28 protein-coding genes are annotated in these 22325 nt (G+C 59.2%); 10 read left to right on the top strand and 18 right to left on the bottom strand.

What is annotated here, in order from left to right; all coding sequences use genetic code 11:
* Positions 1-61 precede the first annotated feature (61 nt).
* The 5 genes from PY793_RS00505 to lptB are packed head-to-tail and all read left to right on the top strand — an operon-like array spanning position 62 to position 4419.
* Positions 62-721, top strand: coding sequence for a ribonuclease D (locus PY793_RS00505; protein WP_275176186.1), 660 nt, complete (start codon positions 62-64; stop codon positions 719-721).
* Between the two features lie 49 nt (positions 722-770).
* Positions 771-1775 (top strand): KpsF/GutQ family sugar-phosphate isomerase, encoded by a 1005-nt coding sequence (locus PY793_RS00500; protein WP_275176185.1) that lies wholly within the window; start codon positions 771-773, stop codon positions 1773-1775.
* Positions 1772-2509 carry an LPS export ABC transporter periplasmic protein LptC gene (gene lptC, locus PY793_RS00495; protein ID WP_275176184.1) on the top strand — a complete coding sequence of 246 codons (738 nt, stop codon included), beginning with the start codon at positions 1772-1774 and terminating at the stop codon, positions 2507-2509. Before PY793_RS00500 ends, lptC begins: the two co-directional genes overlap by 4 nt.
* 3 nt (positions 2510-2512) lie before the next feature.
* Positions 2513-3595: an LptA/OstA family protein gene (locus PY793_RS00490; protein WP_408744634.1), complete on the top strand. Its 1083-nt coding sequence runs from the start codon at positions 2513-2515 to the stop codon at positions 3593-3595.
* Between the two features lie 2 nt (positions 3596-3597).
* The gene (lptB, locus tag PY793_RS00485) at positions 3598-4419 is read left to right on the top strand and encodes an LPS export ABC transporter ATP-binding protein (protein WP_275176183.1); all 822 of its coding nucleotides are present in this window, start codon (positions 3598-3600) and stop codon (positions 4417-4419) included.
* 71 nt (positions 4420-4490) lie between these two features.
* On the opposite strand, the gene PY793_RS00480 is transcribed toward lptB, so the two are convergent.
* Positions 4491-5345, bottom strand: a complete 855-nt coding sequence (locus PY793_RS00480) for an MOSC domain-containing protein (RefSeq protein WP_275176182.1) — start codon at positions 5343-5345, stop codon at positions 4491-4493.
* A gap of 21 nt (positions 5346-5366) precedes the next feature.
* Positions 5367-5660, bottom strand: coding sequence for a hypothetical protein (locus tag PY793_RS00475; protein WP_275176181.1), 294 nt, complete (start codon positions 5658-5660; stop codon positions 5367-5369).
* A 322-nt stretch (positions 5661-5982) separates the two neighbouring features.
* On the opposite strand from PY793_RS00475, the gene hpf reads away from it, so the two are divergent.
* A complete protein-coding gene (gene hpf, locus PY793_RS00470) occupies positions 5983-6597 on the top strand; it encodes a ribosome hibernation-promoting factor, HPF/YfiA family (RefSeq protein ID WP_275176180.1) in 615 nt (204 codons plus the stop codon).
* Positions 6598-6671: 74 nt separating this feature from the next.
* Here the strand turns inward: hpf and PY793_RS00465 are convergent, their stop codons facing one another.
* On the bottom strand, positions 6672-6938 hold the full coding sequence (locus PY793_RS00465; RefSeq protein ID WP_275176179.1) for a hypothetical protein: 267 nt from the start codon (positions 6936-6938) through the stop codon (positions 6672-6674).
* Positions 6939-6957: 19 nt separating this feature from the next.
* Positions 6958-7458, bottom strand: coding sequence for an Hsp20 family protein (locus PY793_RS00460; RefSeq protein WP_275176178.1), 501 nt, complete (start codon positions 7456-7458; stop codon positions 6958-6960).
* Between the two features lie 250 nt (positions 7459-7708).
* Here PY793_RS00460 and def point away from each other — a divergent pair, with 250 nt between their 5' ends.
* The 3 genes from def to truA are packed head-to-tail and all read left to right on the top strand — an operon-like array spanning position 7709 to position 10083.
* Positions 7709-8269 carry a peptide deformylase gene (def, locus tag PY793_RS00455; RefSeq protein ID WP_275176177.1) on the top strand — a complete coding sequence of 187 codons (561 nt, stop codon included), beginning with the start codon at positions 7709-7711 and terminating at the stop codon, positions 8267-8269.
* Positions 8270-8287: 18 nt separating this feature from the next.
* Positions 8288-9283, top strand: coding sequence for a methionyl-tRNA formyltransferase (gene fmt, locus PY793_RS00450; protein ID WP_275176176.1), 996 nt, complete (start codon positions 8288-8290; stop codon positions 9281-9283).
* Positions 9280-10083, top strand: a complete 804-nt coding sequence (gene truA / locus PY793_RS00445; RefSeq protein WP_275176175.1) for a tRNA pseudouridine(38-40) synthase TruA — start codon at positions 9280-9282, stop codon at positions 10081-10083. Before fmt ends, truA begins: the two co-directional genes overlap by 4 nt.
* A gap of 54 nt (positions 10084-10137) precedes the next feature.
* Here truA and PY793_RS00440 read toward each other — a convergent pair whose 3' ends face one another.
* From PY793_RS00440 to rpmH, 8 genes are all read right to left on the bottom strand, one after another.
* On the bottom strand, positions 10138-10761 hold the full coding sequence (locus PY793_RS00440; RefSeq protein ID WP_275176174.1) for a hypothetical protein: 624 nt from the start codon (positions 10759-10761) through the stop codon (positions 10138-10140).
* A complete protein-coding gene (dapE, locus tag PY793_RS00435) occupies positions 10758-11933 on the bottom strand; it encodes a succinyl-diaminopimelate desuccinylase (protein ID WP_275176173.1) in 1176 nt (391 codons plus the stop codon). The genes PY793_RS00440 and dapE overlap by 4 nt, the downstream gene beginning before the upstream one ends.
* A 32-nt stretch (positions 11934-11965) precedes the next feature.
* Positions 11966-12814: a 2,3,4,5-tetrahydropyridine-2,6-dicarboxylate N-succinyltransferase gene (gene dapD / locus PY793_RS00430; RefSeq protein WP_275176172.1), complete on the bottom strand. Its 849-nt coding sequence runs from the start codon at positions 12812-12814 to the stop codon at positions 11966-11968.
* 135 nt (positions 12815-12949) lie between these two features.
* The gene (gene argB, locus PY793_RS00425; RefSeq protein WP_275176171.1) at positions 12950-13867 is read right to left on the bottom strand and encodes an acetylglutamate kinase; all 918 of its coding nucleotides are present in this window, start codon (positions 13865-13867) and stop codon (positions 12950-12952) included.
* A gap of 39 nt (positions 13868-13906) precedes the next feature.
* Entirely contained in the window at positions 13907-14578 is a 672-nt protein-coding gene (gene yihA, locus PY793_RS00420) for a ribosome biogenesis GTP-binding protein YihA/YsxC (RefSeq protein WP_275176170.1), read from the bottom strand.
* Positions 14575-16347 (bottom strand): membrane protein insertase YidC, encoded by a 1773-nt coding sequence (gene yidC / locus PY793_RS00415; RefSeq protein ID WP_275176169.1) that lies wholly within the window; start codon positions 16345-16347, stop codon positions 14575-14577. Before yidC ends, yihA begins: the two co-directional genes overlap by 4 nt.
* 126 nt (positions 16348-16473) lie before the next feature.
* Positions 16474-16854, bottom strand: coding sequence for a ribonuclease P protein component (gene rnpA / locus PY793_RS00410; protein WP_086645211.1), 381 nt, complete (start codon positions 16852-16854; stop codon positions 16474-16476).
* Positions 16855-16878: 24 nt separating this feature from the next.
* The gene (gene rpmH / locus PY793_RS00405) at positions 16879-17013 is read right to left on the bottom strand and encodes a 50S ribosomal protein L34 (RefSeq protein WP_081774758.1); all 135 of its coding nucleotides are present in this window, start codon (positions 17011-17013) and stop codon (positions 16879-16881) included.
* Positions 17014-17114: 101 nt separating this feature from the next.
* On the opposite strand from rpmH, the gene PY793_RS00400 reads away from it, so the two are divergent.
* Positions 17115-17564 (top strand): hypothetical protein, encoded by a 450-nt coding sequence (locus tag PY793_RS00400; RefSeq protein ID WP_275176168.1) that lies wholly within the window; start codon positions 17115-17117, stop codon positions 17562-17564.
* A gap of 8 nt (positions 17565-17572) precedes the next feature.
* Here PY793_RS00400 and gloA read toward each other — a convergent pair whose 3' ends face one another.
* From gloA to PY793_RS00370, 6 genes are all read right to left on the bottom strand, one after another.
* Complete coding sequence (gene gloA, locus PY793_RS00395) at positions 17573-17962, bottom strand: lactoylglutathione lyase (protein WP_275176167.1); 390 nt, start codon at positions 17960-17962, stop codon at positions 17573-17575.
* Positions 17963-18005: 43 nt separating this feature from the next.
* Complete coding sequence (locus tag PY793_RS00390) at positions 18006-18854, bottom strand: LpxI family protein (protein WP_275176166.1); 849 nt, start codon at positions 18852-18854, stop codon at positions 18006-18008.
* Positions 18851-19708: an acyl-ACP--UDP-N-acetylglucosamine O-acyltransferase gene (gene lpxA / locus PY793_RS00385; protein ID WP_275176658.1), complete on the bottom strand. Its 858-nt coding sequence runs from the start codon at positions 19706-19708 to the stop codon at positions 18851-18853. The genes PY793_RS00390 and lpxA overlap by 4 nt, the downstream gene beginning before the upstream one ends.
* A gap of 131 nt (positions 19709-19839) precedes the next feature.
* On the bottom strand, positions 19840-20316 hold the full coding sequence (gene fabZ / locus PY793_RS00380; protein WP_275176165.1) for a 3-hydroxyacyl-ACP dehydratase FabZ: 477 nt from the start codon (positions 20314-20316) through the stop codon (positions 19840-19842).
* A 45-nt stretch (positions 20317-20361) separates the two neighbouring features.
* A complete protein-coding gene (gene lpxD, locus PY793_RS00375) occupies positions 20362-21447 on the bottom strand; it encodes a UDP-3-O-(3-hydroxymyristoyl)glucosamine N-acyltransferase (RefSeq protein ID WP_275176164.1) in 1086 nt (361 codons plus the stop codon).
* A 2-nt stretch (positions 21448-21449) separates the two neighbouring features.
* On the bottom strand, positions 21450-22322 hold the full coding sequence (locus PY793_RS00370; protein ID WP_275176163.1) for an OmpH/Skp family outer membrane protein: 873 nt from the start codon (positions 22320-22322) through the stop codon (positions 21450-21452).
* Between the last annotated feature and the right edge of the window lie 3 nt (positions 22323-22325).

Here is a 22325-nt window from a genome sequence, read left to right as displayed (position 1 = left end):
TGCGGCTGTAATCCGTCTGATGCAAAGCAGCCTAGACACAACAGCAGAACGGGAGCGCCCCATGTCCGCAGTTCAGGGCCCATGTGCGGGCGCCATTACCCTGTATAGGAACGACCTGCCCGATGGCCTGCGCTTTACCGGCTCCGTTGCCGTGGATACGGAGACAATGGGCCTGAACCCCCACCGCGACCGGCTCTGCCTTGTTCAGCTTTCCAGCGGGGATGGCACGGCCCATCTGGTCCAGCTTATGCCACCCTCCCTTGGAGGAACGGGGTATGACTGCCCCAACCTCAAGCGTGTTCTGGCAGACCCCACGCTCGTCAAAATCATGCATTACGCACGGTTTGATGTGCGTATTCTACAACATGCGCTGGGTATTACGGTCAGCCCCGTTGTGTGCACCAAAATTGCGGCCCGTCTGGTCCGCACCTTTACGGACCGACACGGGTTGGCCGTCCTGTGCCGGGACCTGCTGGGCGTGGACCTGAGCAAACAGCAGCAGAGTTCGGACTGGGGCGCGCCTGAGCTCAAACCCGAACAACTGGCCTATGCGGCTTCGGACGTGCTGTACCTGCATGCGCTGTGGCACAAGCTGGCCGCCCTGCTGGAGCGTGAAAACAGGCGCGATCTTGCACAGGCATGCTATGATTTTCTGCCCACGCGCGCACGGCTGGACATGATGGGTTACGAAGACCCGGATATTTTCTCCCATCGCGCCTGAGTAACGACGTATCTGGCTCCCCCCTGCCATCGGACCCGCCTGAAACCCAATGACACCCCCAGCCCACACCACGCCCCCCTCCCCCGACATGGATGCCGCCGCCACCGTGCGTATGGAGCAGGCCGGGTTGAATGCACTGGCTCTTGCGCTGGAAGACCCCTCCGGTCTGGGGGGAGTGTTTGCCCAGGCTGTGGCTGTTCTGCTGGGCATTACCGGCCGGGTCGTGGTTACGGGCATTGGCAAGTCCGGCCATATTGCACGCAAGATACAGGCGACACTGGCCTCCACTGGTACGCCCTCGTTTTATGTACACCCTGCCGAAGCCTCACACGGGGACCTGGGCATGGTGTTGCCAACAGACGCCATTCTGGCTTTTTCCAATTCGGGGGAAACCACGGAACTGGCCGACATTGCCGCCCATGCCCTGCGCACCGGCCAGCCCCTGCTGGCCGTAACCAGCAAGGCCACTTCCACCCTGGCTACGGCAGCTACCCTGGCCCTGACCCTGCCTTCCATGCCAGAAGCCTGCCCCATGGGGCTGGCCCCCACAACCAGCACGCTCATGCAGCTTGCCTTTGGTGATGCACTGGCCGTTGCCCTGCTGCGGCAAAGAGGCTTTACCGCAACCGAGTTTGGGGTATTCCACCCCGGGGGCAGGCTGGGGGCACGCCTGCGCACGGTGCGCGAGGTCATGCATACAGGCAACGCCATGCCCCTGACCGCACCCGACACGCCCATGCGGGATGTCATTATGGAAATGACACACAAGGCGCTAGGCTGCGTTGGCATTGTGGGGCAGAATGGGGAACTGGCGGGGCTGATCACGGATGGTGACCTGCGTCGCGCGCTGGACCATGACCTTACAACCACACTGGCAAAAAACATTATGAACCCACGCCCGCTTACCATAAACCCGGATGTGCTTGCCTCCGAGGCGTTGCAGGTCATGAATGCACGTAAGCGGCCCGTTACTGCCCTTTTTGTTCTTAACCCCGCAGGCCAGCCCATTGGCGTTGTGCATCTGCATGATCTGGTCCGGGCAGGCGTTGGATGACAGACACCCCCGGCAAACGCCCCGAGCGTGAGGACTATGCCCGCTCGGGCACGGATATAAAACAGCAGCGCGAACGCCTTGCAACATCGTCCATCAGGCGCAAAATACCAGATGCCGCCACACTGGCGCGCAGGCGCTCCATGCTGCGCTGGGCCAAGTGGCTGCTGCCCGCCACGGCCCTGCTGCTTTTGTCCGCCATTGCGGTCTGGCCTGAAGTGGAGCACCTGATAAGTGCCAACCAGACCACCATACGCGAGTTAAGCAAGGTCAAGATGGAAAGCGGCAATCTGGTCGGAGCTACCTATCGTGGGGTGGATGAACGTGGTCGCCCGTTCACGATCACGGCAGATACTGTGCATCAGGCGCCTGACAGCAGGCTGGACCTGACCAGCCCCGTGGCCGACATTCTGACACAGGGAGGGGCGTGGCTTATGGTCCGATCAGAAAAAGGCGTTTACATGCAGCACGCACAGATTCTTGACCTGACCGGAGAAGTCACCCTGTACCGCAACGATGGCCTGATGATGCACTCCCCCCTTGCCGATATTGACATCAAGGCCGGTATTATCGCCTCTGATTCATGGGTCCGGGCAGAAGGCCCGTTTGGCTCGCTGGATGCACGTGGCTTCCTGCTCAGCCAGCATGATGGCCTGACCCAGTTCCGTGGCCCCGGCCGCCTGATCCTTAATGATGACCGCCAGAGCGATGCCCAAACTGGCAAAAAGGCATCCTGAAGCATGACAACACAAACCCCGTCCTCTTCTTCCTCCGCCATACGCGCTTTTGCGCGCGGCTGCTGCCTGCTGGCCAGCCTGCCTGTGGGCAGCATGCTCTGCCATGGTGCGGCGCGGGCACAGGCAATCGACCTGTCACATGGCGGGCAGATTGCGGTAACGGCTCTGGGCGGATTTGACTGGGACCAGAACCTTAAAAAAGTGGTCGCCTATGATCAGGCCAAAGCCGTGCGGAACAACGTTACGGTTACCGCGGACAGGCTGATTGCCTATTACCGTAAAAAACTGCCCACAGGCACCACGCAGTCCGAACAGGCAGCCCCCCCACCTGCTGCTGGCCAGCCGGACCATCCCCCCCCCCATCCGGCTCCGCCCACGGCCAATCCACCGGCCACGGCAGCCAGCCCCCCTGCCGCCGCCACTGGCGATGACAAAACCACCGATGATCAGGATTCCGGCGCGAACGAAATCTACCGGCTGGAAGCCATAGGCCACGTCCATATCTTTACCGATACCGATCAGGCATGGGGCGACAAGGCGGTTTATGACATGGACAAGGCCGTGCTGGTCATGACCGGTAAAAACCTCCGGCTGACAACACCGCAGGATGTGCTGACCGCGCGTGATTCCATGGAATATTACTCACAGCAGCATATTTCCATTGGCCGGGGCGATGCCACCGTCACCACAGATGATCACAGGCAGATTCGGGCCGATGTGCTTGTCGGTTACAGCACCCAGGTCGACACCCCAAAGACGGAAACCCCCGGCCAGAACAAAACCGGCGGCTCGGATGACCCCCTTGCGTCCGGCTCCAGCAAGTTGGAAAAGGTCAATGCTTTCGGCCATGTATGGGTCCGCACCCAGACCGAAATCGTCACCGGCGACCGCGGTGTGTATGTGCCGGACTCGGGCATAGCCCGCATTGTTGGCAACGTACACATCACGCGCGGGCCAAACCAGATTCAGGGAGCTGCGGCCATTATTAACATGCACACGGGTATCGCCACCATGACAGAACGGCCCGGCGGCCGGGTAAGCGGACTGGTTGTTCCCAATAATGGCGATTCATCGGACAGGAAGTAACAATGAACCGGGAAGTAAGCTGGACGTCCGAAGAAACGGTGCGCGAAGAAATTGTCAGTATTGGCCCAGAACCCACTAACCTGAGCATCCCCCACAAATCAGGGCACGGCCTGATCGCCCATAACATTGGCAAAAGCTACAAAAAGCGGCAGGTGGTCAAAAACGTCTCGCTCGAAGTCCATCGGGGGGAGGCCGTTGGCCTGCTTGGCCCTAACGGAGCGGGCAAAACGACCAGTTTTTACATGATTGTGGGGCTGGTCCAGCCCGATACCGGCACAATTACACTGGATGGGGCCGACATTACCCAACTGCCTATGTACCGGCGCGCACGCCTTGGCATTGGCTATCTGCCGCAGGAAGCCAGCATTTTTCGTGGCCTGAATGTGGAGCAGAACATTATGGCGGCACTGGAAGTGGTTGAACCCGACCCCGACCAGCGGCAGGTCATGCTGGATGGGCTGCTTAACGAGTTTGGCATTACCCGCCTGCGCCACTCCCCCTCCCTCGCCCTGTCTGGCGGGGAACGCAGGCGGCTGGAAATCGCACGCGCACTGGCCAGCCAGCCGCACTACATTCTGCTTGACGAACCCCTGGCCGGGATTGACCCCATTGCTGTGGGCGAAATCCGTGATCTAGTGTCCCACCTCAAGGACCGCGGGATCGGGGTGCTGATTACCGATCACAACGTGCGTGAGACACTGGAAGTGATTGACCGGGCTTACATCATGCATAGCGGGCAGGTGCTGATGCAGGGTGTGCCGGAAGAAATTGTCGCGCATGAGGACGTCCGGCGCGTTTATCTGGGCGATAGCTTCTCGCTCTAGCCCACAACCGCAGCAGACAGGCATGGCAGAACCGGAAGGCGCGGGGCTCACGCCTTCCCTCCCCAGACGCTTCAGGCCAGCATTCCCTGCGTGTCCAGCAGGTTGGAAGGACCTTCCTCCAGCACGCGGGCCCGGTCCCCCACGCGGATCAGCCCGCCTTTTTCCACTACTGCATTCTGTGCAAACATAACTCCACCCTCTGCGCGCCTGAATCTGGCCAGTGTGGCAAGTGGTTCCCTGGGGTTGGGCACCTGCGCCGTATTCTGGTCAATGGATGGCACCACACAGCGCGAGCAGGGGGCGAGCACGCGCACCATAACGCTCCCGCCAATAGATAAACGCCGCCATCCATCCTCCGCCCAGGGTTGTACGCCACTGAGCACAACATTGGCCCTGAAGCGGGTCATGGGCACTCCCTGCCCGGCGGGCAGGCGCGTATTCAGGTCGTCCAGCGAGGCGGTGTTGGCCAGCAGGAGCGGGTAGCCATCCGCAAACGAAACCGGGCGTTGCTGCGCGCCAAGCTGGCGGATACGCGCCAGCTCTGGCCGGTGCATCCACACCAGACGGCACGGTTGCCCCAGTGCCTGCTCCAGCCATGCTGCGGCCACATCGCCCGCATCCCGCGCCTGTACCTGATCCTTCCAGACCGTAACCACCGCAATCGGGGCGTCGGAGCCGGGAAAACGCACCGGACAGGGCTGCATACGGGCACGGGTGAGCGTAATCCCCTCCGCCGTGGGAAGAGGCGTAACCAGCGCCATGGCGTGGCAGGTGCGCTGGGTTATAAACCTGCCATCAGGGTCCACCACCATCCACCGGCGGTCCCCATCCAGCCCCCAAGGGCTGAGCATGGCTGTAGAGGGAGAAAGCCCGTGCAACCCCTTGACCGGGTAGATATGCAGGCTGGTAACGCATAGTTCACTCACACCCTACCTCCATTCAGACATTCAGGGATGCCGCGACACAGCTTCCGGTAGAGCCGGTGGAGATGGCGCAACCAGAGGTGGCGGTGGAAGCATGGTGATGGAAGGTGCCGGGGGCGCTGGCTGGCTGGGTGGTGCCACAATGGTCACCGGAATATCCACCCGCTCCATAACCGGGCGTATTTTCTGGTGTGTGACGTGCCACATAAAGCCGCCATACAGCGCCATAAGAGCCGCAAGGCACCCCAGCTTGATCTGCCACCCCCAGCCACGCGGCATTTTGGGCATATGCTCAGGTGGAACGGAACGTAAAAGCATGGTGGGCAAATATCCGGATGAGAACATGTCAGGCCAGCACATCCTGTGTAGGCACAGGGTGGGTCTGGCGACAAGCCTGCCATGCATCTTTATATTTCCATCCAGCGCACCGACCATGCAACCAGCGGGTCAAGCTTTGCATTATATCTGTAACAAAGGCATGGACACCAACACCTCGCCCATGCCCAAATACAGGATGAAACATTGCAGGCCCTGCCCGCAGTGTAACGCAGGCCAGTCCATTGCTCCACGGTGCGCCTGAACGCGCACTGAAGCTGCTTTGAGGGTGAACCGTCCTGCCAGTCGCAAGGAACAATGTCCTATGCATATTCAGGTTTCCGGTAAACAGATTGATCTTTCCGACGCCTTGAAACACCGGGTTAACACCCATCTGGGCAATCTTGCGGAACGATACTTTGATACAGGGCTACAGGCGCAGGTCACCTTTGGTAAAGCCCGTTCCTTTTTTACATGCGACATCAACGTAAAAGCCGGTCGTGGCCTGATCCTGCGCGGAGAGGGCGAGGCCGCAGATGCCAATGCCGCCTTTGATGATGCCGCCGAACATATCGCCAAACGCCTGCGTCGTTACCACAGGCGCGTAACCTCCCACGCCCGTGCCACCACCCGGCAGGAACTGCCTGAACGTGCACGTTCCTATATTCTGCAACCCATAGAAGAAGAACCCGAAACAGACACTCCCCCCTCTGCTCCGCTGACAACGGAGGAGGAAACCTTTGCCACCATCATTGCCGAACAGCCTACGGATATTCCCGTGCTTTCAGTGGGTGAGGCCGTGATGCGGCTGGACCTGTCCGGCCACAGCTTTCTGCTTTTCCGTAATTTGGCCAGCCGCCATATCAGCCTTGTCTACCGCCGGGACGATGGCAATATCGGCTGGCTGGACACGGCCCCGCTGGATACCCCTCCAGCCTGAGCGGCAGGGCTATGCCCCCAACAAAAAAGGACCGGCACAAACCGGTCCTTTTTTTATCATCCCGTCAACACGGTTTACTGGAGAGAGGCTGGCACCATGTCATTCTGCACAATGGCGCCCCATGCTGTTTCCATGTCATCCACCACAGCCAGCAGCGACCCGTCCGCTGCATAAATGGCGCAGCCTTCCTCGCCGTCCTCCAAGGTGGCCGGGCGCGTATAGGCAACCTTGCTCAGCCCAAGGGAGCGGAACTGCATATCCGAAAGTTGCCGCACATCCGCCACGCGTTCGGCCTGCGGCAGACCAGCTGGCATGTAAGCACCCTGCATGCTGCTTTTCATTGCGTCCTCCTTCGGGGTTTCAACTACCATCCACATCCATAACCGGATGCAGCATACGCGGCGTGGGCCGGGGCTTAACGCCAGTATTCGCGCCAACCTGCCCTTTTTGTCCACCCTGCATAATTTCAATCTGCTTGACCCGGACCTCGGGCTGAGGACGGAACAGGTCAATATGCAGCAGCCCGTTATCCAGCCATGCGCCGCCGATTTCTATCCCTTCGGCCAGCACAAACGCTTTCTGGAACTGGCGGGAAGCAATACCACGATGCAGGTAAACACGCTCCTCCCCCTCTTCCACCTGACGCCCACGGATAACAAGCTGGTTGTCTTCTTGCGTAATCTGGAGATCTTCCATCCGAAAACCGGCAACCGCAAGGGTAATACGCAGGCCGTTAGGGGCTATCTGCTCTATGTTGTAAGGTGGATACCCGTCACCCGAACCTTTGCTGGCGCGCTCCAGCATCTGTTCCAGATGATCAAAACCCAAAAACATGGGCGAGCCAAAAAGCCTGCCTGACATTGTACAAGCCTCCTCCTTTCTGAGCGAGACGTATAAAACCGGACCCGCCACGGCATCCGATCTCTTCACGATATGGGATAGAAGCGGGCACACGCAACCCTGTGTCCCTCCTCATTATGGTCTGGCGAGCAGAACACTGTGGTCTGCACGCCATATTGTGGCAGCAAAGTTACAGATTTTTTGTGCCAGAAAAGCTTTTAATGCCGTTTTGTGCTGGCATCCACCACAGCGGAAGGCTAAATCGGGCTGTATGACAAACGCAGCCCTGACAGACGCCGCATTTTCCGCCGCCTCGGATAAAGCGGTCCCCATGACCATCCTGACGCCGCCCCACCCCGTGCTGCGCCAGAAAGCCAGACCGGTCAAACCTGAAGACATGGCCGAAATCCAGAAGATTCTGCCCGGCATGTTTGCCGCCATGTATCAGGCCCCCGGCATTGGGCTGGCCGCACCGCAGGTCGGCCTGAGCCAACGTTTTGTTCTGATTGATCTGGGTGAAAAAGAAGACCGCACGCCCATAATCCTGATCAATCCGGAAATTGTGGCCGAAACGGAAGAAATGGCTACACGGGAGGAAGGCTGCCTTTCCCTCCCCAGCCAGTACGCTGAAGTCGTCCGCCCCGAAAAAGTGCGTGTGCGCTGGCTCACCATAAATGGCGACACGCAGGAACGTGATGTAGACGGGCTGCTGGCCACCTGTATCCAGCACGAACTTGACCACCTTGATGGCATTCTGTTTGTGGACCACCTGTCCGCCCTGCGCCGCAACATGATCCTGCGCCGTCTGGCCAAGGACCTGAAGCGCAATTAAGTGGAAAAATCCCGCCCGATGCGTCTTGTTTTCATGGGTACGCCAGATTTTGCCGTACCGGCCCTAAAGGCGCTCCATGCCGCCGGGCACGACATTGTTGCCGTATATTCCCAGCCTCCCCGCCCGGCCGGGCGTGGCAAGGCGCTACGTGCATCCCCCGTGCAGCAGGCCGCGCAGGACCTTGACCTGCCTGTGCGCCACCCGCTCTCGCTCCGCAATAACCCACGGGAATGGGAAGAATTTGCCGCACTTGGGGCCGATGCCGCCATTGTTGCAGCGTACGGGCTGATTCTGCCGCAAACCATGCTGGACGCCCCCCGGCTGGGCTGTTTAAACATCCATGCCAGCCTGCTGCCCCGCTGGCGGGGGGCATCCCCGATCCAGAGTTCCATTCTGGCAGGAGATACCCAAAGTGGTGTAACCATCATGCAGATGGAAGCAGGGTTGGACACAGGCCCCATGCTGCTGCGTGAGGCCGTCCGCATTACAGACCAGACAACCGCCTCCACCCTGCACGACGCCCTGAGCACACTGGGGGGAGACATGGTGCTACGGGTGTTGCAGGACTTCCCCCCGGCCGAAGCAGACACGGCAGAAACACAGGTTCGCATAGCCGCAGGCCGCCCGGCACGGCAGGTGCAGCCGGATACAGGTGTTACCTACGCTCCCCGCCTGACGCGTGAAGACGGGCGTATTGACTGGACGCAGGACGCCACAACCATCGACCGCCAGATACGTGCCCTCACACCTTGGCCCGGCACCTTCACCACGCTGGAAAATGGCACTGTCATCAAAATCGGGGGCGGTATACCTCTACCCCATAGCCCCGTTGCACAGCAGCCCGGCACGGTCATAGACGACCAGCTAACCGTGGCCTGTACCAGCGGCTGCATCCGCCTGACCCGCCTGCAACGCCCCGGTCGCGGCATGATGGAGGCAGACGCCTTCCTCCGTGGGCAACCCCTGCCCGCAGGTGCATGCCTTGGCGCCCCTGCACCCGACAGCACCCCATGACCACCCCCACCATCCAGCGCTGGGCTGTTCAACTGGAATATGATGGGCGCGGACTAGTCGGCTGGCAAAGACAGGCTTCCGGCCTGTCTGTTCAGGCCCTGCTGGAAGAGGCCGCTTTTCGTCTTGCCGGAGGCAGGCCCGTACCCAGCATTACAGCAGGGCGCACGGATTCGGGCGTGCATGCGCTGGCACAGGTCGCACATCTGGACTTTCCTGCGGATACCAGCTTTTCCAGCTATTCCGTGCGGGAAGGATTAAGCTACCACCTTAAGCCCCATGCCGTGGTTGTGCTGGACGCAGCTCCGGTCAGTCTGGACTGGAGCGCCCGGTTTTCTGCCACATGGCGATCTTACCGCTACCGTATTCTCAACCGGCGTACACGCCCTGCACTGGCCGAAGGCCATGTCTGGCATGTCAAATCTCCGCTGGATGTGCATCGCATGCAGGAGGCCGCCAACATGCTGCTGGGCCTGCACGACTTTACATCCTTCCGTGCTGTGGCCTGCCAGGCCAACAGCCCTGTCCGCACGCTGGACCAACTGGACATTACGCGTGAGGGGGATGAAGTAGTGGTGTTTGCCAAGGCGCGGTCCTTTTTGCATCATCAGGTCCGCAACATGGTGGGTACGCTCAAAAAGGTAGGAACAGGCGCATGGGCGCCGGAACGGGTGGCTCAGGCCCTGGCCGCGCGCGACCGGAGCGCTGCGGGCCCCACAGCCCCACCAGATGGATTATATTTAAATGGTGTCGGCTATGAGCCAGACCCGTTTACCAGTGCGCCCCCACAGAACCGCACATAACCGACCTGACCGGTGGCCCAATATCAGGTCTTATACCAAAAAAGGGCCACCCTCTTACTTTGTCTTTACGTTTACCATGGGCTGAAGCAGATCATTCAGCACCATGTAATGCGGAGGCAACAACGCCGCCAGACCATAAAGCACGACCGATGCCACCAGAACGGACACATACAGCAACGCGGCCCGACTACCGGAAATACCCAACCCAACCTTGGCCACAAACCATTGCAGCCACAGTTCATACGCTGCGGCACACAAGGCCAGCGCTCCGATAAAAACCTGCTGGCGGGCTATGTCTGGCGTAATAACCGCGGCAACAAGCGCACAGGCCAGCGAGATCAGCACCACAACCCAGCCGCACCATGTTGCTGCGGTAATATAGCGCAGCCAGAGCGCGCCACGCCCCCAGCGCTGGGCGTAAAAATGGGAAATAACCGCAGGCAGAAACAGCACACAAAGGGAAAGGAGCAGCTTGGTCGCGGACATGACCTTATCAGGCAGCAGGAATATCTGAATCCCCCCCACCAGTATGAAGGCCATCTGTGGAGCAAGGGCTGCGCCAAATGCGTCTGGCGTGCCTTCAAAACAGGCCAGCCCTTCCCGCTTGCCAGCAGCCAACTGCAACATACCCTGCACGATGCGCCTTACCGCGCCCAACTTGCCTGTATCTGGGATCACACCCCTACCCCTTTTAAAAAGGCTTCGTAAATCCGGGTCAGTTTTTCCATATCAGCAACCGCTGCATGCTCATCCACCTTATGAATACTTGCCCCGACCAGACCAAACTCCGCAACCGAGCAGTAGCGGGCAATAAAACGCGCATCCGACGTGCCCCCACCCGTATCCAGTCTGGGAGAAAGCCCGGTAACACTTGTAATGGCCTGTTGCAGCACGGCCATTTCCGCCCCCGGTGGAGCAAAAAAAGATTCACCGCTCACGCTGATATCCACCTGCGCACGCGGCGCATACTGGGCGCATACGGTCTTGATCCAGCCGCCAAGGGCTGCACCTGTATGCAGGTCATTGAACCGGATGTTCAGCCGCGCTTCCGCCCGCGCGGGAATAAGGTTGGTGGCCGTATTCCCCACATCCAGACTGGTGACCTGAAGACTCGAAGGCTCAAAATACTCCGAGCCATGGTCCAGCGGCGCAGCCCGCAGGGCGGCCAGCACCACAAGCAGACGATGCACGGGATTATCCGCCCGGTGCGGATAGGCAACATGCCCCTGCGTGCCTTCGACCAGAATACGGGCGTTCAGGCTCCCGCGGCGGCCCACTTTGACCATCTCACCCAGTGTCTGGGGGTTTGTGGGCTCTCCCACAAGGCAGTAGTCGGGAATCTGGCCCTGTACGGCCATCCATTCCAGCACCTTCTGGGTACCGTAGGTGGCTGGGCCTTCCTCATCCCCTGTAATCAGCAGGCTGATGGACCCCATACCTAACCCGCTCTGTACCCGACGGGCGATGGCGGCCACGCAGGCGGCAATGCCGCCCTTCATGTCGCACGCACCCCGACCGTAGAGCACGCCATCCACAACATCTGCGGCAAAGGGAGGGTGCGTCCAATCCGCCTCATTCCCGGCGGGCACCACATCCGTATGACCTGCGTAGCAGATATGTGGCGCACCTTCCCCCAGACGGGCAAACAGGTTTGGAGTGCGCTCCGCCCCTTCGCCAAAAGGCAGATGTGTTACGGCAAACCCAAGGCGTTCAAGCATGCTCCCCAGCAGACGCTGGGATTCGCCGGGGTCGGGAGAAACCGAAGGTTGACGGATGAGCAAACGGGCCACACCCAGCGGGTCTGTCAGCGCCAGATCAGCGGGGAGGGAGCCGGATGTGGCCTTTGTCATACGTCAGTCTCGTCCTTCAGGTCTTGCGGTGTTCAGTCGCGTAGCAGGTCGTTGATGGAAGTCTTGGAACGGGTACGTTCATCAACACGCTTGACAATCACCGCGCAGGCCAGTGCCGGGTTTGGGCGACCATCCGGGCCAACCGGGCTGGAAGACGGCAGGGTACCCGGCACCACAACGGAATAGGCCGGTACGCGCCCCATGTAGATTTCACCCGTTGCACGATCCACGATCTTGGTGGAAGCGCCCAGGAACACACCCATGGACAGGACGGAACCCCGTTCAACAATAACGCCTTCGGCCACTTCGGAACGGGCACCGATAAAGCAGTTGTCTTCAATAATAACCGGAGCAGCCTGCAACGGCTCCAGTACGCCGCCAATCCCTGCACCACCACTGATGTGGCAGTTTTTGCCAATCTGCGCACAGCTGCCAACAGTTGCCCATGTATCCACCATGGTCCCGCTATCCACGCGTGCACCAACGTTGACAAAGCTCGGCATCAGCACTGCGCCTGGGGCAATAAAGGCCGAACGGCGCACAACCGCGCCAGGCACCACACGAAACCCGGCCTTGTCAAAACGGGCCTGATCCCAGCCAGCGAACTTGAGGGGCACTTTATCATAGGCTGGAGCGCCAGCAGCGCCACCGGGCTGAATAACACTGTCATTGAGGCGGAAGGAGAGCAGTACGGCTTTTTTCAGCCATTCATGCACAACCCATCCATCTTCCTGCGGGGCAGCCACGCGCAGACGACCGGAATCCAGCGATTCAAGGGCCGTTTCAATGGCGTCGCGGTCTTTGCCCACGGTGGCGGAAGAAATGCGGTCACGCTCTTCCCACAGGGTTTCAATGTGAGCGCGGAGGGTTTCGTCTGTCATGGCACACCAATCAGAAACATGAAAAAATAAACCCGGGCGACAGGCCCGCCCGGCAACAAAAGAGGAAAAGACCATGCGGACAGGGGGCTGTCGTGTCAACGCATGTCCTGTTCTGCCATCCCTGCCTGCGCAGCCTTACTCCGCGCGGATAAGCGTACCCGAACCGGAGGCCGTAAACAGCTCCAGCAGGCAGGCATGGGGCATGCGGCCATCAATGATAACGGCCCCGCTTGCGCCACCCTGCACAGCCTCGATGCAGGTTTCCACCTTGGGGATCATGCCGCCGGTAATTACCCCTTCCTCAATGGCCTGACGCGCCTGAGCCGCAGTCAGTTCGGGAATAAGATTGCCCTGCCTGTCCAGCACGCCAGGAACATCGGTCAGCATCAGCAGGCGGGTGGCATGTACTGCCCCCGCCACCGCACCAGCCGCGGTATCGGCGTTGATGTTATAGGTCTCGCCATCTTCACCAAGACCCACGGGGGCAATAACCGGAATAAGCCCCGAGCCGGAAAGAGCATAGATCACACGCGGGTCAACCCTGACCGGTTCCCCCACAAAACCCAGATCCAGCACGCGTTCGATCTGGCTGTCCATATCCCGCACGGTACGCCGCATCTTGCGGGCGGTGATCATCTTGCCATCCTTGCCCGAAATCCCGACGGCAAGTGCTCCTGCCTCGCAGATCAGCCCAGCCACCTGCTTGTTGACTGAGCCAGCCAGAACCATCTCGATCACGTCCACCACATTGGCATCCGTAACACGCAGCCCATCAATGAAGTGGGAGGGAATATCCAGCCGCTTGAGCATCTGGTTGATCTGCGGACCGCCCCCATGCACCACAACCGGGTTGATGCCGACCTGCTTGAGCAGGGCAATATCCCGCCCGAAGGTTTTGGCCAGCCCTACATCCCCCATTGCATGGCCACCATACTTGACCACAATGGTATCCCCTGCATAGCGCCGCAGGTACGGCAGGGCATTGGCCAGCACGGCAGCTTCATGCAAAGCATCATGCTTGTCGCCGGTAGAAGGAAGTCTCGGTTCAGTCATGCTGTGAAAATCCTGCCGTCGTCTGTCCATAATCCCTGATCAAGCCAGGGCAAACTCTGCCAGTTCCGCCCGCAACGCCTCAATGCCCTGCCCGGTCTGGCTGCTGGTAAGAGAAAGATGCGGAAAAGCAGCCGCATGGCGTGCAATTTCGGCCTCTACATCAGTCTGTTTACGGGCCAGTGCGGTAGGCTTAACATCGTCACACTTGGTCAGCACAACCTGAAAGCTGACAGCCGCACGGTCCAGAAGCTTCATCACCTCCTGATCATGCGCTTTCATTTCCACCCGTGCATCCAGCAGCAACACGACCCTGCGCAGGCTGGGACGGCCGCGCAGGTAATCGAACATCATCTCCTGCCAGTCTTCCTTGACGGACTTGGTAGCGCGGGCATAGCCATAGCCGGGCATGTCCACCAGCATCAGGCGCTGTGCAAGATCAAAAAAGTTGAGCTGCTTGGTCCGCCCCGGCTCGGAAGAAGCGCGGGCCAGCGTCTTACGCCCGGTAAGGGCATTGATCAGGCTGGATTTACCCACATTGGAGCGTCCGGCAAACGCGATTTCGGGCAGTGTCTGCGGGGGCAGTTGCCCCAGTTTCTGTGCGCCGAACACAAAATCGCATGAACCGGCAAAAAGCCGCCGCCCTTCTTCCAGAGCGGCGGCAACATCTGCTTCGTCCTTCAGTTCACGGAAAGAAGGCTCTTGATACGTCATTTTTTGGCAACCAGTTGGGGCTTGGCATCCGCCGCCTTGAGCCGACCCATGATGATAATCTGCTGTATGGCGGTCAGCACGTTACTCCAGCAGTAGTAAATGACCAGACCAACCGGCTGCCGCGCCATGAAGAAGGTGAACAGCAGCGGAATGAACATCATGATCTTCTGCTGCGCGGGGTCCATGCTGGTGGAACTGGCACTGACCTTCTGCATGACAAACATGGTCCCGCCATAAATAATAGGCCATGCCCCAAGTGTAAGTATGGGCAGGAGCTGCGCCGGGTCAAAGGGGATCAGACCGAACAGATTGAAAATATTGGTCGGGTCCTGCGCAGAAAGGTCCTTCACCCAGCCGATAAAGGGCGCATGCCGCATTTCAATCGTGACATACAGATCCTTGTAAAGACACCAGAACACGGGAGCCTGAATAAACAGAGGCAGGAAACCGCCAAACAGGCTCACATTCTCCTTGCGGTACAGCATCATGATCTGCTGCTGCATAGCCACCGGGTCGTCCTTGTGACGTGCGCGGATCAGATCAACCTGCGGCTTCAGACGGGAGGTTTTCCAGGTCATGCGCATCTGCTTGATAGTCAGCGGCAGGAAGGCCACCTTCACAATCACCGTAAAGGTCAGCAGGGCCAGACCAAAACTGCCCAGATGGCTGTTCAGCCAGTCCAGCACAAAAAACACCGGACGGGTCAGGAAGGAAAGCCACCCGAAGTCCACGGCCTTCCAGAACATGGGAATATGCAGATCGTGCTCGTACTGTTCAAGCAGCCGCACTTCCTTGGCGCCAGCAAACACATGCGCCTGGGTGGAAATGGTCTGCCCCGCCCCCACCTGCATGGGAGCGGTCGCTGTAAACCCGACCTGATACTGCGTTTGCGCAGCCTGCCAGACATATGTACCCACCACGCTTGCAGCCTGATCGGGCACAATGGCCATCAGCCAGTATTTGTCGGTAATCCCGGCCCAGCCACCCGTGCCCTGATGGCTCCAGGCCACGTTCTCAGGCGGAACGCCATCATTGCGGACAGACTTGTAGGACCCTTCGTTCAGACGACCATCAATAACCGAGATCGGGCCTTCATGCACCAGCATACCGCCAGTTTCTTCAGGCGTGTAACCACGGTTCACGCGGTAGTAAGGGTACAGGGCGATGCTCTGCCCCGTTGCATTGTGCACGCGCTGGGTGACAGTGAACATATAGTCCTTGTCCACCCCAAGAGCGACTTCAAACGTCAGCCCTGCCCCGTTGTCCCAACTCAGGGTCAGCGGATGTTCACCATCAAGCTGTGTGCCAGAAGCTTTCCAGAGCGTATGGGCGTTGGGCAGAGCAACCGGCACATCAGACGTAGCAGCGCGCCAGCCGAAATCCACATAATCAGCCCGCTTGGTATCCACTGGGCTGAGAACGCGCACATCCGGACTGTTGGGCTTTACGGTTTCACGGTACTGCTTGAGTACCAGATCATCCAGCCGGGCACCACGCAGGTTGATGCTTCCCTGAACAGACGGCGCATTAATGGCAATGCGGGTATCGGGCCCATCGGGCACATCCGCAACGCCCGCGCTGGCTGCCAGCGGGCCAGCTGCCTGAGCCGCACCAGCCGCCACCGTGGTAGCCGGAGCCGTCTGGCTGGCCACACTCTGCGTTACCGGCGGAGCGGGCTGATGTGCCGGAGCCTGGGGAAAGAAGTAATCAAACCCGATAAGAACCAGAGCTGACAACAGCGTTGCCAGTATGAGACGTTTTGAATCCATGAGCTCTGGCCTACAGGCCCCCTGCACATAACAGAAATGGAAAACTCAACACCCACCCCAAAGGGCGGTCTTGAACGGCACAACCGTGTTCCAGCGCAGGATCGACAGGAATGCAAGACGGGACATTCACGACTCCCGCATACAGAGTTTCAACGCTTTCCGAAAATCGGCCACCAGTGCATCAAAAGAGCGGTCGCGCGTGGCTCCCCGCCCTATCAGCACCAGATCAAGCCCATTTAGCGGTGTATCGGCTTCCACTCTGCGCACAACCTCACGCAACCTGCGGCGTACCCGGTTGCGCACCACGGCATTCCCGACTTTTTTGGTCACCGTGAAGCCAACACGCGCAGGGTCCGAATCGGGCCGTCTGAAAAGCTGAAGGACAAGACCAGACACCGGAGCTTTTCGCCCTTTGGCTGCCATGAAGAGAAATTCTTTTCTCTTTTTAAGCCGCATGGACGCTTGCGCCCCTGCGGCTGGCTGCTCCTGACCTTCAGACCAGTCCATCAAAACCGGACTGCCGGACAACGCTTACGCGGAAAGACGCTTGCGGCCCTTGGAACGACGGTTTGCCAGAATACGACGGCCGCCAACGGTAGCCGAACGGGTGCGGAACCCGTGACGACGCTTGCGGACCAGCCGGGACGGTTGATAAGTGCGCTTCATGGCTGCACTCCCTTCAGTTTGAATATGCTTCGCCAGTGGCCGCAGTACGAGCCACTCTCTCTTGAAGTCGCGGCTTATAAAGTTCAGATAGAAGAACGTCAATGTGCGGCGCAGAGTCGCGCGCCCATTCCCGCACGATCAACCGCATGATGGAAGGCCGCATGCCTCTCTCCTCCACCCGCTTCTGGACCATTCTGGCTATTATTGGCCTGCCTGTTCTGGCCTGCCTGCTGGCGGGGGGCATGGGGGCTCCACATAGACTTACCCCAGCGTTTGTGGGCCTTGCCGGGGTCTGTGCGGCATGGATAGCGGCACGTCAGCCCAAACCAGCCTCCGCCCGGCAGGAAGATACTCCACCCAGCCCTACCGCCCCAACGGAGCAGAACGATCCCAGACTGCGCCATGACATACGGGGCATTATTTCACCCGTTATGCTGATCGCGGACCAGCTTATGCTCAGCCCCGACCCTGCTACAAAAAAAGCAGCCGGAACCATTAATGATTCGCTGGACCGCCTGACTGCCCGCCTCAAGCAGCGCAAAACGGATTAGGCGCTGCTTTACGGGCGTTCGATCAGCTCAACCCTGTAACCATCCGGGTCTTCCACAAAGGCGATAATGCTGGTCCCGAACTTGACCGGCCCGGCAGCGCGCACAACCTTACCGCCTCCTGCGCGAACACGGTCCACAACAGCGGCAACGTCGGACACACCTATGGCAAAATGTCCGAATCCTGTCCCTATGTCGTACCTGTTATCCCGCCCCCAGTTATAGGTCAGTTCAATTTCAGCCTGCCCTGCCGCGTTATCTGCAAAACCAATAAAAACAAGGGTATACTGGCCTTCTGGCACGTCACGCCGACGCAGTTCACGCAGACCAAGCAGCGCGTAGAACGCCAGACTCTGTTCCAGATTACGAACACGCACCATAGTATGCAAAAAACCGGACATGCCGTTCCTCCCCTGAGATTGACACACACTCTCTTTGACGCAGCTACTCTACGGAATGCATTTCTGCCGGGTTTATGGCGATCAGGAACAAGCCCAGCCTTTCGGCCTCCGCCACACAGGCGGCGCGGTCTGTTAACAGGGTATTCCCCGCCTCAAACGCGACCCCACGCAGACCAGCCGCATGTGCGATCTGCAGTGTTGTCGGGCCTATGGTTGGCATATCCGCTCTTTTTTCCTGCCCCGGCTTGAGCAGCTTGACCAGCACACCGCCATCTCCGGGCTGGCGGCAAGATCCCGAACGCACCAGCATGGCATCCGTGCCCTCCATGGCCTCTACGGCCAGCACAACGCCGCTCTGCACCACACACCCCTGCCCTATATCCAGCCTGCCAAGTGCCTGGGTAACCGCCACACCATGCTGAATATCCGCCAGCGCGCGCGCATCTGGCCTTAACTGGCCCAGCACGCCCGCACCAGCCACACAATGAGATAAAAATTCATGTGCACCACGCACCTGAAACCCCTCTTCCCCCAGAATGCGCACAAGGGCTGCAAGCAACCCGTCATCTCCCGCAAACAAAGCTTTGCCGAGGCGCGCCAGAATACGGGCTCCTTCGGCATCGGGGCAGAGACTACGCAGGGAAGGACGGCGGATAGGACCGATCAGCACCAGATCGGAGCAGGCATGCGCACGTAAGAGACTTAACATGCGACCCGCGGCCCCCAGGCGCACACATTCATGCGGCCAGGGAGCCAGAGTGGCAGGGTCGGCAAACCCCTCAAACCCAATAATGAACACAGGCCGACCTGCCGCATGGGCCGCCTCTGCCACTCTGGCTGGTAAAGGACCACCGCCCGCCAGAATGCCAACTGCTGTTGGCGTGGCACTCACGCGCCTTCGGTTTCCGCCTGATCAGCTGCCCCACCCCGTGCGGGTCGCACAAGACCACGGTGGCTGGGAGCATCAATAAAATTCAGAATTTCCTGTATCCGAGCGTTATCTGCAAAAGTCTGACGAACATGCGCCAGCCGTGCCTGAAAGGACACATCTCCACAGACCTTGGGATAAAGGGTAAAAAAGGCTTTACGCATCAACTGGATTTCAGCCGACTGCACACCATTGCGGCGCAGCCATATCCAGTGCAGGCCAATCAGTCTGGCGCGGTTACCCAGCACACTCCCATAGGGAATAACATCGGCCTCAACACCGGCCACCCCACCCACAAGAGCTGCATGCCCGATCCTGACAAACTGATGGATGGCGGCAGAACCCATAACACGCGCATCATTACCAATGGTCACATGCCCCCCCATGACCACATTGTTGACAATGATCACACGGTCACCCAGCACACAATCATGCGCAACATGCGCATTGGCCATGATGAGCACATCCTGACCAACACGCGTGACCCCAGCTCCCGTAGCCGTGCCCCGATGAATGGTCACATGCTCACGCACAACCGTACGGGCCCCGACCTCACACCGGGTTGGTTCGCCTTTGTATTTAAGATCCTGTGGCGCCATACCCACCGTGCAGAACGGAAAGTAGCGTGAATACGCGCCCAGATGCGTATGCCCATCCACAACAACGTGAGAGATCAACTCCACCCCGTCATCAAGAACTGCATTTGGCCCAACAGAGCACCACGGACCAATAACCACGCCTTGCCCAAGCTTTGCCCCCGGAGCAACCAGAGCGGTTGGATGAACAAGCGTCTGCCTAGCTTCCTCTACAGCGTGCACCACTTCAGTTCCTTAATAGTCCGCCTGATTTGCAACACAGAATCACTGGGCCCATGCGCCAGACTGTCGGCCGGTAAAAGCAAACCGGACTGAAGCATATCTGGAGCCAAACGGCACACCAAGCGTAAAAATCAACCCATGATCATGGCGCTAAAGGTTGCTTCTGCAACCACAACACCATCAACACGCGCTTCCCCACGGAACTTCCATACATTGGAGCGATGCCGTTCCTTGGCGACATGGATACGCAACTGGTCACCCGGCTCTACCGGACGGCGGAACTTTGCCCCTTCGATCGTCATGAAATAGACGAGCTTGCCCTCAAATGCCTCTCCGAGCGAAAGGACAACAAGCGTTGCCGCAGTCTGGGCCATGGCTTCCACAATAAGGACGCCAGGCATAACGGGCCGTCCGGGAAAGTGCCCCGGAAAAAACGGTTCGTTAACCGAGACATTCTTGATACCGGTTGCTTCTTCCCCCAGGACAATATCTTCCATCCTGTCGATCAGAAGGAAAGGATATCTATGAGGAATCGCCTGCATGATACGGTTCACATCAATCCGTGCGATTGTCTTGCCGTCCTGCCGGGATTCTTGTTGTGTCTCCACGTCCCCTAAACCACCCTCTGTACCGGACCACAATCCGGGATAAGTTCATATCTTGTCTGAATCGCCCTTGGCCGACCCAGACGCTTTTTTTGCCAACTTGCGCAGCACCGCCACGTTACGGAAAAACTCCCGGAACGGCATGGCAGGGCTGCCTATGACATCTGCGCCACGCTCAACATCCGACATAACACCACATTGCGCGCCAATGCGCGCCTTGGCACCAATACGGATATGGCCGATAAGACCAGCCTGAGCAGCAACCGTTACATAGTCTTCGAGCACCGTGGAGCCGGAAATACCAGCCTGCGACACCACAATGCAGCAACGCCCGAGCTGGGCATTATGCCCGATCTGGACAAGATTATCGAGCCGGGACCCGGCACCGATAACCGTGTCATTGACCGAGCCACGATCAATTGTGCTGTTGGCGCCAATTTCCACATCATGCTCGATAATAACACGACCAAGCTGGGGGACGCTCTCAAACCCGTCTGGTCCGACAGCAAACCCAAAACCTTCCTGCCCAATACGCGCACCTGGCAGAATGGTTACACGGTCCCCCACCAGAGCATGTGACAATGTCACCATGGAACCAATGCGACATTCCGCACCAAGTTGCACACCATGGTCCAAAACGGAATGAGACCCGATAATGCAACCAGACCCGACCTGCACATCAGGTCCGATCACCACAAAAGGCCCCACTTCCGCTGTGGGGTCTACAACAGCAGAAGAATCTACCACTGAGGAAGGGTGAATACCACCCTTGCCAATCTGGCGTGGATGGAACAGCCGCGCGATGCGCGACCATGCCAGATACGGGGTGGTGGTCACAAGGGCTGCGGAGTGCTCTGGCACCTTGTCTGCAAAAGCCGGTGCAACAATCACCAGACCGGCCTGTGTATGCTCCAGCAAGGGGGCATAGCGGCGATTGTCCAGAAAACTCACATCACGCGCGCGGGCCACCTGCAAAGGCGCTATGCCGGTGTATCCCTCACGCGGAAAACTCCCCTGCCGGGGAGGCCGCAGGTCGGCACCGGCTGCTTCTGCCAGTACCGATGCATCAAAGGGCCCAACACGCGTAAAAAAACGCGGATCAGCCGGCCCGGAAGACGCCCTGCAATCCACCATGCTTACTTTTTCCCGGCTGGAGCCGCAGGAACCACCGGAGCTGGACCGGACGCCGCCATCTGCGAATCCCCATCAGCCGTTGTGGGCATCTTGCCGGATTTTGCCAGTTCTTCGGGGTCTACATTGGCATCGGGAATGAAAACGCTAGGCAGAACCTTGTTCAGGTTTGCAGCCACCTCGTTCGTAATATCCTGACCATCCACATGCAGGGCAACCTGCTCGCTGTGCAGCACCAGATTCATGCCGTGCGCTGCGGCAACCTTCTGGATAACCTGCACCAGTTCACGCTCGATCTGCCCCAGAGAAACCTGAGCCGCCTCCTGAATAATCCGGTTACGGTTACGGAAGTCGCGCTGCGCCTTCATGACTTTGGCCTGAAGACTACGCTCACGGGTCTGGATCTGGTCGGATGTCAGGGATTTAGCCTGAGCCTGCAGCGTCTGCTGCTCATCGCGCCAGCCAGCCTGCTCACGCTGGAGGTCCTGAGCCAGCGCATCGCGGCGGGCCCCCAGAACACGCTCCACCTGCATGGCAGCCAAGGTTTGACGCATAACGCCGGATACACTGATCACACCGATAATGGTGGTGGGTGGAGGTGCTTCCTTGGCCACTTCTGGTGCATTGGGAATAGGCGGCAAGGGCAGAACCGGGGGTGCCTGATCGGCAGCTTCCTGACTATCGGCTGCAGGAGCGGGAAGTGCGACAGGAGCCGGGGCGGCATTATGGCTGGCAGGATGCGGAGCCTGCGCAGCAGGCTGGCTTTTGGGCACGAACCAGCCGTTCCCACCTTCTGCCTGAGCTGCGGGCATGAGGGCTGCGGAAAAAGAAAGACAAACAGCCCCCAAAAGGGCAGCTTTTGAACTGAAACGCATCATTAC

This window comes from Acetobacter fabarum (assembly GCF_029069195.1).
Lineage (GTDB): Bacteria > Pseudomonadota > Alphaproteobacteria > Acetobacterales > Acetobacteraceae > Acetobacter > Acetobacter fabarum_A.
Note: the sequence above shows the minus strand (reverse complement) of the source record. Positions and strands in the feature narration are given on the sequence as shown.

What these genes read in the sequence shown, in the direction of transcription:
- PY793_RS00505 (WP_275176186.1), top strand. Translation starts at nt 62, where the DNA reads ATGTCCGCAGTTCAGGGCCCATGTGCGGGCGCCATTACCCTGTATAGG.
- PY793_RS00500 (WP_275176185.1), top strand. Translation starts at nt 771, where the DNA reads ATGACACCCCCAGCCCACACCACGCCCCCCTCCCCCGACATGGATGCC.
- lptC (WP_275176184.1), top strand. Translation starts at nt 1,772, where the DNA reads ATGACAGACACCCCCGGCAAACGCCCCGAGCGTGAGGACTATGCCCGC.
- PY793_RS00490 (WP_408744634.1), top strand. Translation starts at nt 2,513, where the DNA reads ATGACAACACAAACCCCGTCCTCTTCTTCCTCCGCCATACGCGCTTTT.
- lptB (WP_275176183.1), top strand. Translation starts at nt 3,598, where the DNA reads ATGAACCGGGAAGTAAGCTGGACGTCCGAAGAAACGGTGCGCGAAGAA.
- PY793_RS00475 (WP_275176181.1), bottom strand. Translation starts at nt 5,660, where the DNA reads ATGCTTTTACGTTCCGTTCCACCTGAGCATATGCCCAAAATGCCGCGT.
- hpf (WP_275176180.1), top strand. Translation starts at nt 5,983, where the DNA reads ATGCATATTCAGGTTTCCGGTAAACAGATTGATCTTTCCGACGCCTTG.
- PY793_RS00465 (WP_275176179.1), bottom strand. Translation starts at nt 6,938, where the DNA reads ATGAAAAGCAGCATGCAGGGTGCTTACATGCCAGCTGGTCTGCCGCAG.
- PY793_RS00460 (WP_275176178.1), bottom strand. Translation starts at nt 7,458, where the DNA reads ATGTCAGGCAGGCTTTTTGGCTCGCCCATGTTTTTGGGTTTTGATCAT.
- def (WP_275176177.1), top strand. Translation starts at nt 7,709, where the DNA reads ATGACAAACGCAGCCCTGACAGACGCCGCATTTTCCGCCGCCTCGGAT.
- fmt (WP_275176176.1), top strand. Translation starts at nt 8,288, where the DNA reads ATGCGTCTTGTTTTCATGGGTACGCCAGATTTTGCCGTACCGGCCCTA.
- truA (WP_275176175.1), top strand. Translation starts at nt 9,280, where the DNA reads ATGACCACCCCCACCATCCAGCGCTGGGCTGTTCAACTGGAATATGAT.
- dapE (WP_275176173.1), bottom strand. Translation starts at nt 11,933, where the DNA reads ATGACAAAGGCCACATCCGGCTCCCTCCCCGCTGATCTGGCGCTGACA.
- dapD (WP_275176172.1), bottom strand. Translation starts at nt 12,814, where the DNA reads ATGACAGACGAAACCCTCCGCGCTCACATTGAAACCCTGTGGGAAGAG.
- argB (WP_275176171.1), bottom strand. Translation starts at nt 13,867, where the DNA reads ATGACTGAACCGAGACTTCCTTCTACCGGCGACAAGCATGATGCTTTG.
- yihA (WP_275176170.1), bottom strand. Translation starts at nt 14,578, where the DNA reads ATGACGTATCAAGAGCCTTCTTTCCGTGAACTGAAGGACGAAGCAGAT.
- yidC (WP_275176169.1), bottom strand. Translation starts at nt 16,347, where the DNA reads ATGGATTCAAAACGTCTCATACTGGCAACGCTGTTGTCAGCTCTGGTT.
- rnpA (WP_086645211.1), bottom strand. Translation starts at nt 16,854, where the DNA reads ATGGACTGGTCTGAAGGTCAGGAGCAGCCAGCCGCAGGGGCGCAAGCG.
- rpmH (WP_081774758.1), bottom strand. Translation starts at nt 17,013, where the DNA reads ATGAAGCGCACTTATCAACCGTCCCGGCTGGTCCGCAAGCGTCGTCAC.
- PY793_RS00400 (WP_275176168.1), top strand. Translation starts at nt 17,115, where the DNA reads ATGTGCGGCGCAGAGTCGCGCGCCCATTCCCGCACGATCAACCGCATG.
- gloA (WP_275176167.1), bottom strand. Translation starts at nt 17,962, where the DNA reads ATGTCCGGTTTTTTGCATACTATGGTGCGTGTTCGTAATCTGGAACAG.
- lpxD (WP_275176164.1), bottom strand. Translation starts at nt 21,447, where the DNA reads ATGGTGGATTGCAGGGCGTCTTCCGGGCCGGCTGATCCGCGTTTTTTT.
- PY793_RS00370 (WP_275176163.1), bottom strand. Translation starts at nt 22,322, where the DNA reads ATGATGCGTTTCAGTTCAAAAGCTGCCCTTTTGGGGGCTGTTTGTCTT.